The organism is Hymenobacter sp. AT01-02, from assembly GCF_000961955.2.
GTDB lineage: Bacteria > Bacteroidota > Bacteroidia > Cytophagales > Hymenobacteraceae > Hymenobacter > Hymenobacter mucosus.
The window spans coordinates 1-15,782 of sequence record NZ_JZIR02000005.1 but is presented as its reverse complement, the minus strand read 5'-3'; the positions used below and the strand labels follow the sequence as shown (position 1 = coordinate 15,782).

At 57.3% G+C, this 15,782-nt stretch carries 16 protein-coding genes; 9 read left to right on the top strand and 7 right to left on the bottom strand.

What is annotated here, in order from left to right:
- Positions 1-110: 110 nt before the first annotated feature.
- Complete coding sequence (locus VI25_RS02300) at positions 111-800, bottom strand: energy transducer TonB (RefSeq protein WP_052695402.1); 690 nt, start codon at positions 798-800, stop codon at positions 111-113.
- Between the two features lie 71 nt (positions 801-871).
- Entirely contained in the window at positions 872-1,654 is a 783-nt protein-coding gene (locus tag VI25_RS02295) for a WG repeat-containing protein (RefSeq protein WP_082455365.1), read from the bottom strand.
- 249 nt (positions 1,655-1,903) lie between these two features.
- On the opposite strand from VI25_RS02295, the gene VI25_RS02290 reads away from it, so the two are divergent.
- The gene (locus tag VI25_RS02290) at positions 1,904-2,722 is read left to right on the top strand and encodes a phytanoyl-CoA dioxygenase family protein (RefSeq protein ID WP_045689621.1); all 819 of its coding nucleotides are present in this window, start codon (positions 1,904-1,906) and stop codon (positions 2,720-2,722) included.
- 105 nt (positions 2,723-2,827) lie between these two features.
- The gene (locus VI25_RS02285; RefSeq protein ID WP_045689622.1) at positions 2,828-3,613 is read left to right on the top strand and encodes an SDR family NAD(P)-dependent oxidoreductase; all 786 of its coding nucleotides are present in this window, start codon (positions 2,828-2,830) and stop codon (positions 3,611-3,613) included.
- Positions 3,614-3,626: 13 nt separating this feature from the next.
- On the opposite strand, the gene VI25_RS02280 is transcribed toward VI25_RS02285, so the two are convergent.
- Positions 3,627-4,310, bottom strand: coding sequence for a phosphatase PAP2-related protein (locus VI25_RS02280; protein ID WP_161806858.1), 684 nt, complete (start codon positions 4,308-4,310; stop codon positions 3,627-3,629).
- Between the two features lie 80 nt (positions 4,311-4,390).
- Between VI25_RS02280 and VI25_RS02275 the strand changes: the two genes are divergently transcribed.
- Together VI25_RS02275 and VI25_RS02270 are read left to right on the top strand one after the other, a co-directional pair.
- Positions 4,391-5,695 (top strand): amidohydrolase, encoded by a 1,305-nt coding sequence (locus tag VI25_RS02275; RefSeq protein WP_045689631.1) that lies wholly within the window; start codon positions 4,391-4,393, stop codon positions 5,693-5,695.
- 187 nt (positions 5,696-5,882) lie between these two features.
- Positions 5,883-6,755: a RimK family alpha-L-glutamate ligase gene (locus VI25_RS02270; RefSeq protein WP_045689623.1), complete on the top strand. Its 873-nt coding sequence runs from the start codon at positions 5,883-5,885 to the stop codon at positions 6,753-6,755.
- A 124-nt stretch (positions 6,756-6,879) separates the two neighbouring features.
- Here VI25_RS02270 and VI25_RS02265 read toward each other — a convergent pair whose 3' ends face one another.
- Entirely contained in the window at positions 6,880-7,668 is a 789-nt protein-coding gene (locus VI25_RS02265) for an SDR family oxidoreductase (RefSeq protein ID WP_045689624.1), read from the bottom strand.
- 300 nt (positions 7,669-7,968) lie between these two features.
- On the opposite strand from VI25_RS02265, the gene VI25_RS27570 reads away from it, so the two are divergent.
- Positions 7,969-9,450 (top strand): M4 family metallopeptidase, encoded by a 1,482-nt coding sequence (locus VI25_RS27570; protein ID WP_052695405.1) that lies wholly within the window; start codon positions 7,969-7,971, stop codon positions 9,448-9,450.
- Positions 9,405-10,451 carry a M4 family metallopeptidase gene (locus VI25_RS27565; protein WP_052695406.1) on the top strand — a complete coding sequence of 349 codons (1,047 nt, stop codon included), beginning with the start codon at positions 9,405-9,407 and terminating at the stop codon, positions 10,449-10,451. The genes VI25_RS27570 and VI25_RS27565 overlap by 46 nt, the downstream gene beginning before the upstream one ends.
- Before the next feature lie 155 nt (positions 10,452-10,606).
- Here the strand turns inward: VI25_RS27565 and VI25_RS02250 are convergent, their stop codons facing one another.
- Both VI25_RS02250 and VI25_RS02245 read right to left on the bottom strand, forming a co-directional pair.
- Positions 10,607-11,350, bottom strand: a complete 744-nt coding sequence (locus tag VI25_RS02250; protein WP_045689625.1) for a hypothetical protein — start codon at positions 11,348-11,350, stop codon at positions 10,607-10,609.
- An 86-nt stretch (positions 11,351-11,436) separates the two neighbouring features.
- The gene (locus VI25_RS02245) at positions 11,437-12,168 is read right to left on the bottom strand and encodes a tetratricopeptide repeat protein (RefSeq protein ID WP_052695407.1); all 732 of its coding nucleotides are present in this window, start codon (positions 12,166-12,168) and stop codon (positions 11,437-11,439) included.
- A gap of 176 nt (positions 12,169-12,344) precedes the next feature.
- On the opposite strand from VI25_RS02245, the gene VI25_RS02240 reads away from it, so the two are divergent.
- Complete coding sequence (locus tag VI25_RS02240; protein WP_045689626.1) at positions 12,345-13,223, top strand: alpha/beta hydrolase; 879 nt, start codon at positions 12,345-12,347, stop codon at positions 13,221-13,223.
- A 96-nt stretch (positions 13,224-13,319) separates the two neighbouring features.
- Here the strand turns inward: VI25_RS02240 and VI25_RS02235 are convergent, their stop codons facing one another.
- Positions 13,320-13,814, bottom strand: a complete 495-nt coding sequence (locus VI25_RS02235; protein ID WP_045689627.1) for a methylated-DNA--[protein]-cysteine S-methyltransferase — start codon at positions 13,812-13,814, stop codon at positions 13,320-13,322.
- Between the two features lie 261 nt (positions 13,815-14,075).
- On the opposite strand from VI25_RS02235, the gene VI25_RS02230 reads away from it, so the two are divergent.
- Positions 14,076-15,224 carry a PA14 domain-containing protein gene (locus VI25_RS02230; RefSeq protein WP_045689628.1) on the top strand — a complete coding sequence of 383 codons (1,149 nt, stop codon included), beginning with the start codon at positions 14,076-14,078 and terminating at the stop codon, positions 15,222-15,224.
- Positions 15,119-15,655 carry an RICIN domain-containing protein gene (locus tag VI25_RS02225; RefSeq protein WP_045689629.1) on the top strand — a complete coding sequence of 179 codons (537 nt, stop codon included), beginning with the start codon at positions 15,119-15,121 and terminating at the stop codon, positions 15,653-15,655. The genes VI25_RS02230 and VI25_RS02225 overlap by 106 nt, the downstream gene beginning before the upstream one ends.
- Positions 15,656-15,782 lie beyond the last annotated feature (127 nt).

Below are 15,782 nucleotides of genomic sequence, written 5' to 3'. Positions count from 1 at the left end.
GATTATGGTCCAAAAAAATAGAATGGTAGCAGCGCATCATCCTTTTTAGTGGCAGGTTGGTCGGGGAAGGCAAGCAGCCTACTGTCTAAGGCAAAGACACCTTGTTCATCTCACTTGCGCTTATGAGATGGAGCCGATGCATCTGTTGCTTGGAAGGTAATCGGGATGGTGTACGGAATCTCTACTGGTTGACCATTTTGTAACCCGGGGGTAAAATCTCCCAAGGTCTTCACCGCGCGAAGAGCTGCCTCGTCAGCTCCTTGTCCTAACCCTTTTACAATATGTGGATTACAAACCTTTCCTTTGGTATCAACAGTGAACCCGACCACTACCCGACCACCGCGTGTCAAGCCTATCGGATATTGTAAATTCTTGCTGATGACGCGCATCATTCCCTCTTGACCTCCATCTTTATAAACGGGCATTTTCTCTGCAACTGACCCATACACAATTGTTTTGGGTTGCAATGCCGCTGGTGGCAAGGTCGTCCGCACCTGTGCCAGTGCCTCCTGCCCCGATAGGCCTAGGCCGCACACCAGCACCAACGCTACCAAAAACCGACGCAGCTTCAGGCGTAGCAGGGGATGTGCGGTTACCTGCTCCGACCGGAACCGGCCGCAGACGCGCCCATCAGGAGAGCTTTGAAAGGCGGCGGTTAAATCGGTTTGGGTAGAGGTAGTGAAGTCAATGACCACTCGGTCGCACTGGGCGCAGTGATGGCCCTGAGCTACAGGCGTCATCTGCTGCCAGTCTTCGTGGCAACGGTTCAGGCGGACATTGAGGATAGGTAGCAGGAGCATGATGGTAGCAGATAGTGAAGGGCAATAGAGGGGTATCTGCTGAATGACATAAGGAGCTGCCGCGAGTTTGCCTATTCGAAAAACTCCTGTCCGTTGGCGTTGATATAGCCGGTTTGTCCATTGAGTAGCACTACGCGGGCTATGTCGCCCAGAAACGGGCTGGCCTGCTGGTAGCGTACTTCCGTGAGCGTACTACCTTCTTCGTCGAGGTAGCCCCACAAGCCGCCGCGCTGCACCTGGGGTAGTACCAGGTTGCCTTTCAGTTGAATAGCATCAAAGGCAACCGGCTGCACCAGCTTGCCCTTGCTGTTAATGACTCCCCACTTTGTGCCCTGCCGCACGAATAGTAAGCCGTTGTAGTTCTCCCGTACTTCGTCGTAGGTGGGTGCTACAGTAGCGGTGCCCACTGTGAAGCGAAAACCAACTTTGCCATCCTTGCGCACAACGTCGCCGTGTTCCAGCGGCTCTTCTTCCAACTCTGGTGGGGCCGGCTCAGTTAGGCGCTGTCCGCTCAGGTTGATGTCGAAGGTTTCGCCGCCCTGCTCCACGGTGGCCCGGCCCCGGTAGAAGTTGCTGGCGCGGGTGTACTGCACGGGCGTTACGGGGTTGCCGGCCCCATCAATATAGCCGTAGAGCGTGCCTTCCCGCACCCAAGCCACCTCACCAATGAAGGGACCAGCCTCGTCGTAGCGTAGAGGGAGCACCAAGCGGCGGTTCTGATCGGCGTAGCCCCAGCGGGTGCCGTGGCGAAAAGGGATGAGGCGGGACGGCACCGTTTGGGCTGAAGCCCCAGGGCTTTGGTACATCGTCGTCAGGAGCAGCAAAAAGCAGAAGGGCAGCGCAAGACGATTCATGGTGAAATAGGAGCGGGCAGAAACCGGGAAGGTAGCGAAGATACATGGCCCCGCGCAAGAAGAATCTTTGTCCGCAAACCTTCCGCACGTGCGCGGGTTGATTCACTCATTCTTCACGGGCTCCGAAGCAGCTTACCCTTCAGGTCCGAGGAAATTACCCATTTCAACCGGCAATTTTCCTGCAGGGCCACAGCCTGCGTTGTATCTTTGCCTCCGTTTTTCAGGCGTTTTTCAAGCCGCCGTTATCCTATGTCTGCTCCACTACCGAACTATCCACGCTTTACTCTGGGCGAGAGCCTTACTATTGAGCAGCTGGATTTTTTTCGCACATACGGGTTCTTGCACTTCCGTGCTTTCATTTCGCCCGAAACCGTTCAGAGCCTCCTTCGTGCCTCAGAAGAGGTGCAGCGCACCTGGTTGGCAGAGGGAGTACAGAAAGTAAATGGTGTTCCAATTAAGTATGGCAAGGACGTAGACGGTTCGGCCATTGTGCAGCGGTTTGCTTTCTCCTCTCACCACAGCCCAGTGCTGCACGAGTTTCTGCAAGACCCGCGCTTTAAAGCGTTATTCCCGCTACTAGAGGCACCGGGCGGGCGCGTGGGCGAAAACGAGAAAGATGGCCTCGTTATCAACCATTATGTAAACGTGACGGGCAGCGAGTTTTCGCAAATGGGGTGGCACACAGACTCACTGCGTGACGTATTCTACGGGAAGAAAATTGGCCCCATGCTCAACGTTGGTGTTCACCTGGATGGCACGCCCGCCACGAATGGTGGCTTGCGTGTAATTCCGGGCACTCACCGCCAAAGCCTGCGCGACATTCTCTTCCGCAAGAAGTACTATAAGGATGTAAGCGCCGACCCCAGCGAAGTAGCCGTAGAAACCGAGCCGGGCGACCTGACCGTGCACGACGGGCGCATGTGGCACCGCGTAGCTCAGTCGCCGCTGGTAGGGGAGGTGTCGCGCCGCCGGGTGATGTACGTGCCCATTATTGCGGGCAAGTATGAGCCCAAGCACGAGAACAGCCCCACGCCGTTTTACCTGCGTTTCCTGCACTTGGTGAAGTAGAGCGCCGGCCTTTTCTTGCTCAACACAGGTAGGCGCTGCTTTCGGCGCGCTTGCTTGGTTGCTTCACTTGTTTACACCTTACGCTCTCATAAGCACAGTACACCAATGCCTTACGCTCTTGTTACGGGTGCCTCCCGCGGAATAGGCCAAGCTATGGCCGCGGAGCTAGCCCGCTGCGGCTACCATTTGCTGTTAGCGGCCCGTTCGGAGCAACAGTTGCAGGCCGTAGCGGCGGAGTTGCGCCAGCAGTACGGGGTAGAGGTGCGCGTGTATGCGCAAGACTTGGCGGCGCCCGGCGCGGCAGCGGCTTTGGCTACTTGGGCGGCGGCGCAAACCCAAGAACTGTCGGTGCTGATAAATAATGCAGGTTACGGCCTGTGGGGCAAGTTTGAGGACTTATCGTTGGCGGAGCAGCAAAACATGTTGCAACTCAACATGCTGCTACCCACGGAGCTAGCGCACGCCTTGCTGCCCTTGCTTCGCCAGCAAGCGAAGGCATATATCCTGAACGTGGCTAGTACGGCTGCCTACCAGGCCGTGCCCACCCTCACGCTCTACGCCGCCAGCAAAGCCTTCTTACTGAGTTTTTCCCGAGGCTTGCGCTACGAGCTGCGCGAAACTAACGTCTCGGTTACTTGCCTCAGCCCCGGCTCTACTACCACCAACTTTGCCGACCGGGCTGGCATGAATGCCTCCCTGCAGGAAACGGCCAACAAAGTGTCGATGACGCCGCTACAAGTTGCCCGTATCGGTATTCAGGCAATGTTTACGGGCGCAGCGGAAGTTATTCCTGGTGCCCTCAACCGCGTGTCGGCGGCGCTGACCAGCTTCGTGCCCAAGAGCCTAACCGAAAAAATAGCCGCTGGCATCTACGAGAAGCATCTGAAGTAGAAAGCTCAGTTCCCTACGCATGCCGCTGACGAAAGGCCGCAACCTTACCTGCCAGCCAAAAGCTTAGGGCTGCAAAGGGCACGGCTGCCAGCACATCATACGTATAGTGAGCGTGCTGCACTAGCACCAGCAACCCAATAAGAGCCGTGGCGACAATCAGGACGCGGCGCGGCCAGCCGGCTGGTACGGCCAAAGTCAGCAGCAGCAGCGTAGCCGTATGACCCGAGAAGAACAGGTCTTTGGTAATGGGGGAGGGCGCGGCGTAGAACAGCCGGTCTACCAAGGGGTCGTGGAGTAGGACGAGGCCCCGGGGTGGCTCAAGCGGTAGCAACCACAGACAAAGGCACCGGAAGCCGTGCAGTAGTAAGTAGCCCCACAAAGCACGCAGGAGCCGCAATGGCCGAGGTAACAAGCGCACCACTCCTAGCCCGATACCCAGATAAATAACGGCAAAGGCTGCCCCCGACACATCATGGGCAGGTAGCCAGTCCAGCACGGGGTCGGGGAGGCGCTGGCCGGGGCGGGCCTGCACCCAGGCAAAAAACCGGGGGATTAGGGCCGCCAGTGTGAGTAGCAGCCCCAGCACCACGGCCAGCCGCCACCGAAAGGTGTGGTAGCGCCACGCTTGGGGCCAAGCTAGCGAAGACGAGTGAGGCTGGTGGAAGGGGAAGAAGGCATGCGTAGAGAATTTGGGCAAAAGTACCACGCGTAAGAAGTGGTGCCCAACTGCCGAGCGCGTTGTACCTTTTCCGCACTGTATCCGAAAACCTGCTTTCTATGAAGTCTCTTTACGCTGCTGCGGCCTTTGCCTTGGCCTCGTCGTCGGCTTTTGCCCAAAATGCCGCCCTTACTACCCAAATCGCTAAGCTTTCTGGTCAGCAAGAAGCCAAAGTGGTGGCTTGGCGCCGCGACTTTCACGAGCACCCCGAGCTTGGCAACCAGGAAACGCGCACGGCTGGCATTATTGCCGCCGAGCTGAAAAAGCTGGGTTTGGAAGTGCAAACCAACGTAGCCCGCACTGGCGTAGTTGGCATCCTGCGCGGAGGTAAGCCCGGCCGCGTGGTAGCCCTGCGCGCCGATATGGACGCCCTGCCGGTTACGGAAAGCAACAGCCTACCTTTTGCCTCTAAAGCCCGCACAACCTACAATGGTCAGGAAGTGGGCGTAATGCACGCCTGCGGCCACGACACGCACGTGGCCATGCTGCTGGGTGCCGCTCAGGTGCTGAGCCAGATGAAGAAAGACCTGCCAGGTACCGTGAAGTTCATCTTCCAGCCGGCTGAAGAAGGCTCTTTGCCGGGCCAGGAGGGGGGCGCCCGCCTCGTGGTGAAAGAAGGTGCCCTTGAAAACCCCAAGGTTGATGCCATCTTCGGCGTCCACATCAATGCACAAACGGAGGTAGGCACCTTGCGCTACCGCCCCGGCGGCGAAATGGCTTCGTCCGACGTGTTTAATATCAAGGTGAAAGGCAAGTCGGCGCACGGTGCCTACCCCTGGCTGTCCGTAGACCCCGTGGTAACGGCCGCTCAGATTATTCTAGGCCTGCAAACCATTGTGAGCCGGCAGGTGCAACTAACCGAAGACGCCGCCGTGCTGACGGTGGGTATGGTGCACGGTGGCGTGCGCAACAACATCATCCCGGAACAGGTGGAGCTGACGGGCACCATTCGGAGTCTCAATAAAGAGATGCAGCAGAAAATTTGGGAAGCCATCCGTCGCACGGCCACCAATATTGCCGAAAGCGCCGGCGCTACGGCGGAGGTTGATATTGTAAACTACGCGCCCATTACCTTCAACGACCCGCGCCTGACTGAACAAATGCTGCCTAGCCTACAACGCGCCGCCGGCCCAAGCAACGTGGAGCTGCAAAAGGCCGTGATGGGGGCCGAGGACTTCGCGTATTTTCAGGAGAAGGTACCGGGCCTCTTCGTGTTCGTGGGGGGCATGCCCAAGGGTAAGAACCCCGACGAAACGGCACCTCACCACACGCCGGGCTTCTTCATTGATGAAAGTGGTCTGACCCTCGGCGTAAAAACGCTGGCTACCCTCGCTACCGATTACCTCACGGCCGCTAAAAAGTAAGGCACTCACTGGCCGGCGTTACGTAACGGCGGCCCACTCTAGCAAGTTTGCGAGCCTCAGCGCAACCGCGCCAAACACCTTTTCGTCTGATAAGCCGTCTTCTAGCTTGTTCGTAGAACACACCGATGCCCGGTAGCCATATCGGTAGAAGCCACGCGGCAACAGTGAAAAACCAGCATACTCCCTAATGAACATTGCCCTTGTAACCTGTGAAAGCCTCGCCCAGTACGCTGCCCCCAATGTGGAGGATGAGGATAGCCTACTTACCAACTACCTGCGCCAACAGGGCCACAGTGTGGAACCGCGCGTGTGGACCAACCCGGCCGTGGATTGGCTGCGGTACGATGTCGTCGTTGTAAAATCACCCTGGGACTACTTCGACCGGGTAGATGAGTTTTACCAGTGGCTGGCCCACATGCAGCAGCTGGGTGTGCGCATGCTCAACCCTGCCGCCGTAGTGCGCTGGAATGCCAACAAAAAGTACCTCCTAGACATGGAGCGCGAAGGCGTGCGCATTGTACCCACGCAGTGGCTGACCCGCGGTAGTGAGTTGGTGGTAGAAGACCTATTTGAGCAGCTCGGGAGCGAACAGCTAGTAGTGAAACCAGCGGTGAGCGGCGGAGCCAAGAATACCTTTGCTCTCACCCGCCAGGAGTCAGCTATTCGTCAGCCAGAACTGCGTGAGCTGCTGCGCCACGAAGACTTTCTGGTGCAGCCCTTCCAGCCGGAAATTCAGGCGGAAGGCGAATGGTCGCTGATTTACTTTGGGGGCGAGTATAGCCACTGCGTACTCAAAACTCCTAAGTCAGGCGACTTCCGGGTGCAGCACTACCTAGGTGGCGGCATCGAACCCCGGGAAGCGCCCGCCCACCTGCGCCGCGCCGCCGATAATATCATCAAGCGGTTTGCCCCCGGCTGCCTGTACGCCCGTGTAGACGGAGTGGATGCCGCCGGACAACTGCTGCTGATGGAGCTGGAGCTTATCGAACCCTTCCTGTACCTAGCTTCTGCCGAAGGAACGTTGGCCCGCTACGAAGCAGCCCTGAAGCAACTCTGCTAGCTCGCACCACCGAATAGCTAGAAAGTGAAAGCCGGCCCTGCTCGTTTCTTAAAACGGAGCAGAGCCGGCTTTCGCGCTTGCGGTGAGGTGGTTGCCTAGCAGGCTCCCTGAAGATGATGTGCCATTAGAAACCGTTGGTTGTGAAGCCACCATCTACGCTTAAGGTTTGGCCGGTGATGTAGGCCGCGGCTGGTAAGCACAGGAAAGCTACGGCCGCTGCTACTTCTTCCGGCTCGCCGATGCGGCCCAACGGAGTGCGCGCCACTACCTGCTGGCGGTAGTCTTCGTTTTGCAGCACGCCAGCCGCCAGGGGGGTGTGAATATACCAGGGTGCCACGCAGTTGACCCGGATATTTGTTGGAGCCCACTCCGCCGCCAGGTTGCGGGTAAGCTGCACCAAGGCCGCTTTGGTCATGCCATAAATAGCACCTGTGCGCACGTGGGTAAGGCCAGCCACCGACGATACCTGCACAATGCTACCACCGCCAGCCGCTTGCAGCAGTGGGTAGGCGCCCCGGCACATCTCCCACACCGAATCTAAGTTGGTAGCCATAATGTGTCGATACTCTTCCTCGGAGTACGCAGTAGTAGGCTTGCGAATGTTGGTGCCCGCGTTGTTGACCAAAATGTGCAGGTGGGGCCAGCGCTGAGCAACTTCTGCCAACAGAACCTGCCGGTCGTTGGGCTGGCTAACGTCGGCGGCTAGGGCGTGGGCATCGTAGCCTTGCTCCCGCCAAGCGGCAACTTGCTCCTCTAGCGCTGGAAGTTGGCGGGCAACGGCTACTACAGTAGCACCCAAGGCTAATAACTCGGCGGCTACGGCCGCGCCAATGCCTTTGGAGGCGCCTGTCACGAGTGCTACTTGACCTTTAAGGCTCCAGCGGGCCGAAAAATCTGGTTCATTAAATGGCATATATTCTTCCTGAGATTGTATAAAAAAGGGCGGGTGCTGAAAAGACGTGCGTGAAGGTAGCTACAGCAAATTACCTACACCCATTCATACAGGGCCCAAATCGGGTGATTACGACGTTTGTGGCTATTTGTGTTAGAAAATGATAAAATTTGTATCAAACGACCTAGATGAAATACTATTGTTAATAAAGTTATAATTAGGTTAAAAAATTATTAAATTGCTTTCGTTTAGTTGTGCTTCCTAACCTAGGACACTATATAAACAGCCGCTCAATTCTTTTCCACAACCAACCCCAACTTTATGATCAACAAGTACCCTACAGCACTTTTGCTGCTTGGCGGACTAGCTGTGTCTAGCGCACAGGCGCAAGATTACTCCCGTGTCAAGGAAAAAACACTGAATGACAACGGCACTCCCTACATGGTGCAGTTTCGGGCAGTAGGCCAACCGTACAGCCTGGGCCAAGCAGAACAGGCGCTGAAAGAGCAGTTGCAGCTTGTGTCCGACGATAAAATGCTGCGCACGACAACTGAGGTAGACCCCTTGGGCTTTGTGCACGAGAAGTACGCCCAGTACTACAAAGGCATTAAGGTAGAGCATGCTACGTACTCAGTGCACGCCAAGCAAGGCAGCATTACCAGCATTAGCGGGCAGTTTGAGCGAATCGGTGCCCTGAATACCACGCCCACCTTGGGCGCCGCCGCCGCTCTCAACCGGGCCCTGAGCTTTGTAGGAGCCAGCAAGTACATGTGGCAGGATGCCCGCGAAGAGGCTGGTCTGAAGCAGATGGAAAACAACCCGCGCGCTACCTATAAGCCCCAGGGTGAGCTAGTAATTGTGCGCAACGAGCGGAGCCAAGACCCCGCCCAGGCTGGTAAGCCCGTATTGGCGTGGAAGTTTAATGTATACGCTCAGCAGCCCCTGAGCCGCGCCTTTATTTACGTGGACGCACGAACTGGTGATGTTGTGCTACAGGACAATATCATAAAGCACGCTGGTGCTACTGCCTCGTTTGCAACGGCTTACAGCGGCACCCGCTCCTTTGCTACGGAAACAACTACTGGTGGCTACCGCCTGCGTGAGTACACCCGAGGCTTAGGCATTGAAACGTTCAACTGCAAAAGGAGCAACAGCTACACCGCTGCCGTTGACTTCGTAGATGCCGACAATAACTGGACGGCTGCCGAGTACAACAACGCCAATTACGACAACGTGGCCGGCGACGCTCATTTTGGAGCCCAGGCAACCTACGATTACTGGAGTGCCGTGCACGGACGTAATTCTTATGATAACGCCGGCGCCAAAATAAAGAGCTACGTGCACTATGATGATGTACCGGGCGGTGCTGGCTATGAAAACGCCTACTGGAACGGCTCGGTGATGACCTACGGCGACGGTGCTACTACCTTCAAGCCGCTTACGTCTATGGATGTGTGCGCCCATGAAATTGGGCACGCCGTGTGCGAGAAAACCGCCAACCTGACGTACCAGAACGAGTCGGGTGCCATGAACGAAGGCTTCTCCGATATCTGGGGTGCCTGCGTAGAAGCCCGTGCTGCCGCTACCTACGGCCTGGCTGGCAAGAGCACCTGGCTGATTGGGGAAGAGATTATGCGAGCCGGGGGTGCCCTGCGCTCCATGAGCAACCCCAACGCCTACAGCCAGCCCGACACCTACAAGGCTCTTACTGGAAAGCGACTACTACCTCGCCCACTTCCGCCAACGACTACGGTGGCGTGCACACCAACTCAGGGGTACTCAATTACTGGTTCTACCTGCTAAGCCAGGGCGGCACGGGCACCAACGACATCGGCAGCGCATTTTCCGTAACCGGCGTAGGTATTGAGTCCGCCGCCAAGATTGCATATCGCACAGAAAGCGTGTACCTCACGGCTTCCTCTACCTTCGCCAATGCCCGCACGGCCGCCATTTCGGCGGCTACCGACCTGTACGGCGCTGGCTCGGCCCAAGTAACGGCCGTTACCAATGCGTGGCACGCGGTAGGCGTAGGAGCTGCCTCCGGTGGCGGTACTACCACTCCGCCGCCAACCACGGTGGCTTACTGCACTTCCAAGGGCAACAACGTAGCATACGAGTGGATTGACTACGTGAAGCTGGGCACCATTGCGCGCACTTCGGGTGCTGATGCCGGTTACTACAACGGTACGGCCACATCAACTTCCATTGCTGCGGGCTCGTCGCAAACTATCAACTTCTCGGCTGGGTATGCATCCTCGGCCTACACCGAGTACTGGAAAGTATACATCGACTACAATCAAGATGGCGACTTTATAGACTCTGGTGAGCTGGTAGTGTCGGGGTCGTCGTCGAGCAGTGGCACCTTGTCGGCCACGTTCACGGTGCCCACTACGGCGAAGAGCGGCGCCACGCGGCTGCGCCTAGTTATGAGCGATGCTTCGGCTACAACGAGCTGCAATGCCTACAGCTACGGCGAAACGGAAGATTACACCGTCAATATTACAGGAGGCGCAGCGCTGGCAGAAGGTGGCGTGGCCGGCCTCACCGGCGGTACGCTCATCGGCAACGAAGTGGCCAAGCAACTGGAAGTATATCCGAACCCCGCTACTACTACCCTAAGCATTGCGCTACCCAATGGGGCCACGGTGAAGTCAGTAGTCGTAACGGACCTGCGCGGCGCGGCAGTAACAGGTGCGCGCTTGGAGAATGGCCAGCTAAACGTGGCGTCTTTGGCTCAAGGCATGTACACCATTGCAGTCAGCGACGGACAGAAAGTGTTTCATCAACGCTTTGTAAAGCAGTAATCTTCTGCTGCTTATTGGCTAGCAAATAAGAAAGGCCCGCCACATGGCGGGCCTTTCTTATTTACGGCGTAGGCAAAGTAAAGGAAGGGTGACTCGTACAGCCATTCTTTCTTTGTGCTCTCCTATGCTCTACGCGCGGAGAGCGGCCCGTTGGCCTAGCGCCACGGCGCGTATTCCAGCTTTAGCTCTAGCAGGCCATAATTGTCGTTGAGGGCCGAGGTAGACCGTCCGCTCGCGGGGCTGATGTCATCGAGTTGATCGGTGGAGGTGAAATTGTAACTGCCCTCAAGAGACGCATTCAGCTTGGGTGTGAGCCGCAACGTAACCCCAATGCCTACTGGCACCGTGATGTTCAGGGCCGGATAATCGTTGCGCTCCGGCGTCAGAAACGGCGTGTTATCGTCGGGGCGCATGGTGCCGCGGTAGGACTCCGGACTGTAGAGCAAGAAGCCAAAGCCCGCTTTTAGGTACGGCTTCACGAGGGCCGCCGGGCGGCGTGGGTCGGCGTAGGCACCTTCATCGTGCAGCGGCTCCCAGCGCAGGAAAGCTGTACCCGCGCCATTGCGGCCCCGAAACGCCAAGCCCCGCTCGGGCAGGTAGTCTTTGGCCCCCACTTGGAAGTAGGTGGCTTCACCTCCCACCAACCAGTGCGGGCGCACCTTATAGAGCACACCCAAGCTGGCACTCGGGCCAATAAACTGGTCGCCTAGGCGGCTGGTCAAGTCGCCGTTGTAATAGGTGGCTCCCAGCCCCAGGGTAAACCGAACGGGGCCACGGTAGTATGGCCGCGCATTGCCATCGTAGTGGCGATGGCGGCGCTGGAAGTCTTGCGCATCGGCGCGCTGCGTGGCAGCGAAGGAGAGCAATAGGAAGGCGGGCAGCAGAGGACGAATATTCACGCAACAGATGCAAAGGTGATGGGCCTCGAGATACGCCGCTCAGGCAGCGGCGGTTTCTTAACGCCAGCCAAAGACGTTTTATTGGCTTATTTAAACTGGCCGGCCGGATCGGGCATTTTCTCCTTCAAGTCCGCAATCAGGTCGAAGTCTAAGCTCATTAGGCTGATTTGCTGGCCCTTGTGGATAGCCTCCCACGCTTTGGTGTAGTCTTCCTGAAAGTAGTACGCTCGCCCCAGGTGCTGCCAAGCTACGCCATTGCCACCTTCCATTGCCACAGCTTGTTGCAGGTAGCCCAGGGCGGTAGTGAGGTCTTTCTTCTTTTTGCTTTGCTGGTAGCGAATGAGGTAGCTGGCGCCTAGGTCGCTGAGGGTGTTAACGTTCTTGGCATCAAGGGCCAGGCTTTGGGTAAGCAGGCTGATAGCTTCGTCGGGGGTTGGGTTGCGGCTGGCAATAACGCCTAGGCCACGGTAGGCATCGGGGTTTTTGGGGTCAAGCACCCAGGCTAAGTTGAAGCGGTAGGCCGCCGTATCAGCCTGGTTCTCGTTCAGGTATTCGTAGCCTTTGGAAGAAAAGAAGCGGCTGGCTTCGGCCCGGGAGGCAAAGCTCTGCACGGTGCTCGTGATGAAGGCCGACCCTAGCGCGGCCTCGGCTTGGGTCGCCGTGAGGTTTCCGAAAAGAGGTTGCAGACGGGTAGCCGCGCTGATGGTAGCCCCCGATTCGGTTTTGACCTTGGTTTTAGTTTTGCGCTGGGCGTGGGTGGGGGCCGCTAGCAACAGGAGAGCAGCGGCCAGAGAAAAGGCGGAAGTGCGAAAAAACATAGAGCAGATAAGCCGGTGAAAAACTAGTCGGCCTTCAAATATAACCCGGTAGCGGCAACCCTGGCTCACTTCCCGCGTTGCCATCCCCGGGCCTCGTAAATCCGAGGTGCCTGCTGCGTAGTACGTAGGGTATCAATCGGCTTGCTGCCGGACCTTTTTCGTTTCCTGTATTCCGAATGCGCTTGTTCTTCTTCCGGGTTCTGCCCGCCACGGTGGCTGCTATTCTGCTAGTAGTAGCTGCTCACGAATACGCCACAGCACGGCCCAGCCGCCGCACGCAAGACGTAGCCTACGTACCCACCACTGACCCTACGTTCGACACAGAGCGCCACCGGCTTGATGTGTACACGCCCAAAGACCATGCTGCCACCCCGCGCCCGGTGGTGCTATTTATTCATGGTGGAAGCTGGAACAGTGGCAGTAAAAACTTCTACTCTTTTATTGGTCGTCGGCTAGCCAAGCAGGGCATCGTGGCAGTCGTCGTCAACTACCGGTTGGCGCCCAAAGTGGAAGTGCCCGCTATGGCCGACGACTGCGCCCGCGCCGTGGCATGGACGGTAGCCCACATTGCCGACTACGGCGGCAACCCGCAACGCGTGTACTTGATGGGGCATTCGGCCGGTGGTGGGCTGGCTGCCCTCCTAGCTACTGACGACCGACTACTGGCCCGGCACGGGGTAGCCCAACATGCTATCCGTGGGGTTTTTCTCGATGACCCCGCTGGCCTCGATATGTTCGATTACCTGCAAAAGATGCAGTACCCCGGCGACGAGCAATACCTAGTGCCGTTTGGTAAAGATCCAGCGCAATGGCGCGATGTATCGGCCCTGTATCACGCATCCGCCCATATGCCCCCCATGCGCCTGTTTATTGGTGGGCAAACCTACCCTTCCATTCGTAGCAGTGCCGAGAAGTTTCAGGCCCGCCTGACGCAGCTGGGGCAGCAGCCTACGCTTACTGTCTTGCCCGGCAAAAAGCACGCGGCAATGGTCTTGCAACTCTACTGGCAGCACAACGTGCTCTATAAAGAGCTACGCAAGTTTATTGGAGCATAAAATAGAGCCTGCTGAGCTGCTGGCCGCGCTTAGTATGCGCCTACTAGCAGGTAGGGCCCCTTTACCTGGTGATGCCACCAAGACGCTTGGCGGTTGCTAGAACAAAGACTGTTGGAAGGCGGGGCGCTCAAACTCTAAAAGCCACTTCTTGCGTGGTAGCCCACCGGCGTAGCCCGTTAGCTGTCCGCTTGCGCCAATAATGCGGTGGCACGGCCATACAATAGCCAGCGGGTTCTGACCATTGGCAGCACCTACTGCCCGCACAGCCCCCACATTATCTAGTTGCCGCGCAAGGTCGAGGTAGGAAGCGGTGCGCCCAAACCCAACTGTAGGAAGCAGTTCCCAAACGCGTCGCTGAAACGATGTGCCTTGCCCCGCGGCGTACGTAAGCGAGAAGTCGCGTAGCTCCCGGCCGAAGTACGCACGTAGCTGACGCTGGGCTTCTTGTAGGCAGCTTGGTACGGCACTGGTCCTTGTTTCGCTTAGCCCGGCGGAGTCGTCTAGGAAGCGCACGGCCTCAAGCCCGGCATCAGATCCGCGCAGTTCCAATAGTCCAATTGGCGTGGTCAAGTAGGAAGTAGCAATGGTCATGGCCGAGCGGTAACGTTGCGTAAAAATGCACCCTCAATTTCTAATCTGCTAAGCCAAAAAAGATACTGTGGCGCTTTGTGGTGGATTAAAAAACTGATTAATGGCATTATGGAAAGTAAATAGGGTAAATGCGGGAGTTATTGATTTATATTGTGTTGGCTCCGAGAAGTTATAAACTGCAAACTGTGTTGTGCGCTCTGTGCGAAAGGCGGTTTAGCATCCTACTTGCCTCTGGCCTGTTCACCCAACTCTTTTCTTGTTGTGAGAAACGTACTGTTCAGTTCTATTCTGGGGTTGAGTTTACTTGGCGCCGCGCCAATCAACGCCACTGTAGCGGCAGACATTAGCGGTCCTATTTCAGCTCCTGTAGAATCGCCCCTGGCTTTCGTGCAGGGCACCGGCCTCACGGCGGTGTATTTCAACAACGGCAGCTTGGCCGGGGCCCCCGTGCTCAAGCGCCTTGATGCCGCCGTCGACTTTCGGTGGGGTATGGGCTCTCCCGCCGAAGAACTTCCTGCTGATAACTTCTCCGTGCGCTGGGAAGGGTTGGTATCAGCACCCTCTACGGGCAATTATAAGTTTGCCGTAAACAGCCCCGACGGAGTGCGTCTGTGGGTAAACGGCCGCAAGGTGCTAGATACCTGGAACGGCCGCGGCTCTATGAAAATTGATGGCGCCACAATAAGCCTAGCAGCCGGCGAGAAAACAACCATCAAGCTGGAGTACTACAATGAGGATGGCGAAGCCCGCGTGCAACTCCAGTGGATGCCGCCAGGCCAGGCTACGCAACCCATCCCGTCAACCAATCTGTACCCTGTGGGGTCGCCCACCACGCCCGACTTGGCCGGGCCTGCTAAGCCAGCAGTAGCCGCTGCCGTGGCGCCGGCCAGAGCAGCGGCCGCACCTACCAAAACTACACCAGCAGCAGACCAGCCAGCAGATAAGTCATCGAAGAAAGCTGCGGCTGTGGCTAAAGCTGCTCCGGTGGCCGCTCCCGTTGCTACCACTCCTGCGGCAACTGCCTTAATAACTACAACAAAATCAACTGCCAAGCCCGGTGGGGCTCCCATTAGCAACCCTACAAAGGTGGTGTCGGGCAATGTGTACACGCTACGCGACCGGGCCAACGGAACAGCCCTGGAGGTAGCCGATGATAGCCGACCCTTCAAGAGTTCACAAGTGCGAATGTCGGCGCCACACTGGCGGATTGAAAGCGTGGGCGACGGTGGTTACTACCGCCTGCTGGTGCAGGGCAGCAGTAAAGTGATGGAAGTACTGGGCAGTTCTACCTCCAACGGCGCAGCATGGACTTGTGGAACTACTACAGCGGCAACAATCAGCTCTGGAAAATTGAGGATGCCGGCGACGGCTACTATAAGCTCATTGCCAAGCACAGTCATAAGGCTCTGACTGCCAAAGATTCAGTTGATGGCGGTATTCAGCAGTGGCGCTATACGGGTAAGGAAAATCAGCAGTGGCGGCTTGACCCCGCCACGGTGGAAGTAGCCGCCACTACCACGGCGAAGAGCAGCATTCCTGCCATTGGCGCAAACCACATGAGTGTGTACCCCAACCCATCCAACGGAGTAGTGCAGATGAACTACCAGTTGGGCGAGGAAATGCCCCTGGGCTGGGTGCTCTACGACCAGCGCGGTATTGTAGTGCGCGTATCTGACTACCGCCGTCAGGCTTCGGGCCCACACAACCAAACACTGGACTTCACGGGCTTACCCGCTGGCGACTACAACCTTCACCTCACGGTAGGAACCAACACTACCAAGCAGCCGCTAAGTATCCGTCGGCCCAAAGCAGAGGGTAGTGGCCAAGCTACAGCCCAGTAAGTGTTGTGCTCTACTTCAAAAAAAGCCCCACTGGTATACCAGTGGGGGCTTTTCTTGAAGTAGCGCGTCGCGCTGGGTACCGGCTACCTGCTGGCCTCCGCAAAGGGCGTCATTACCTCCCAGAGCC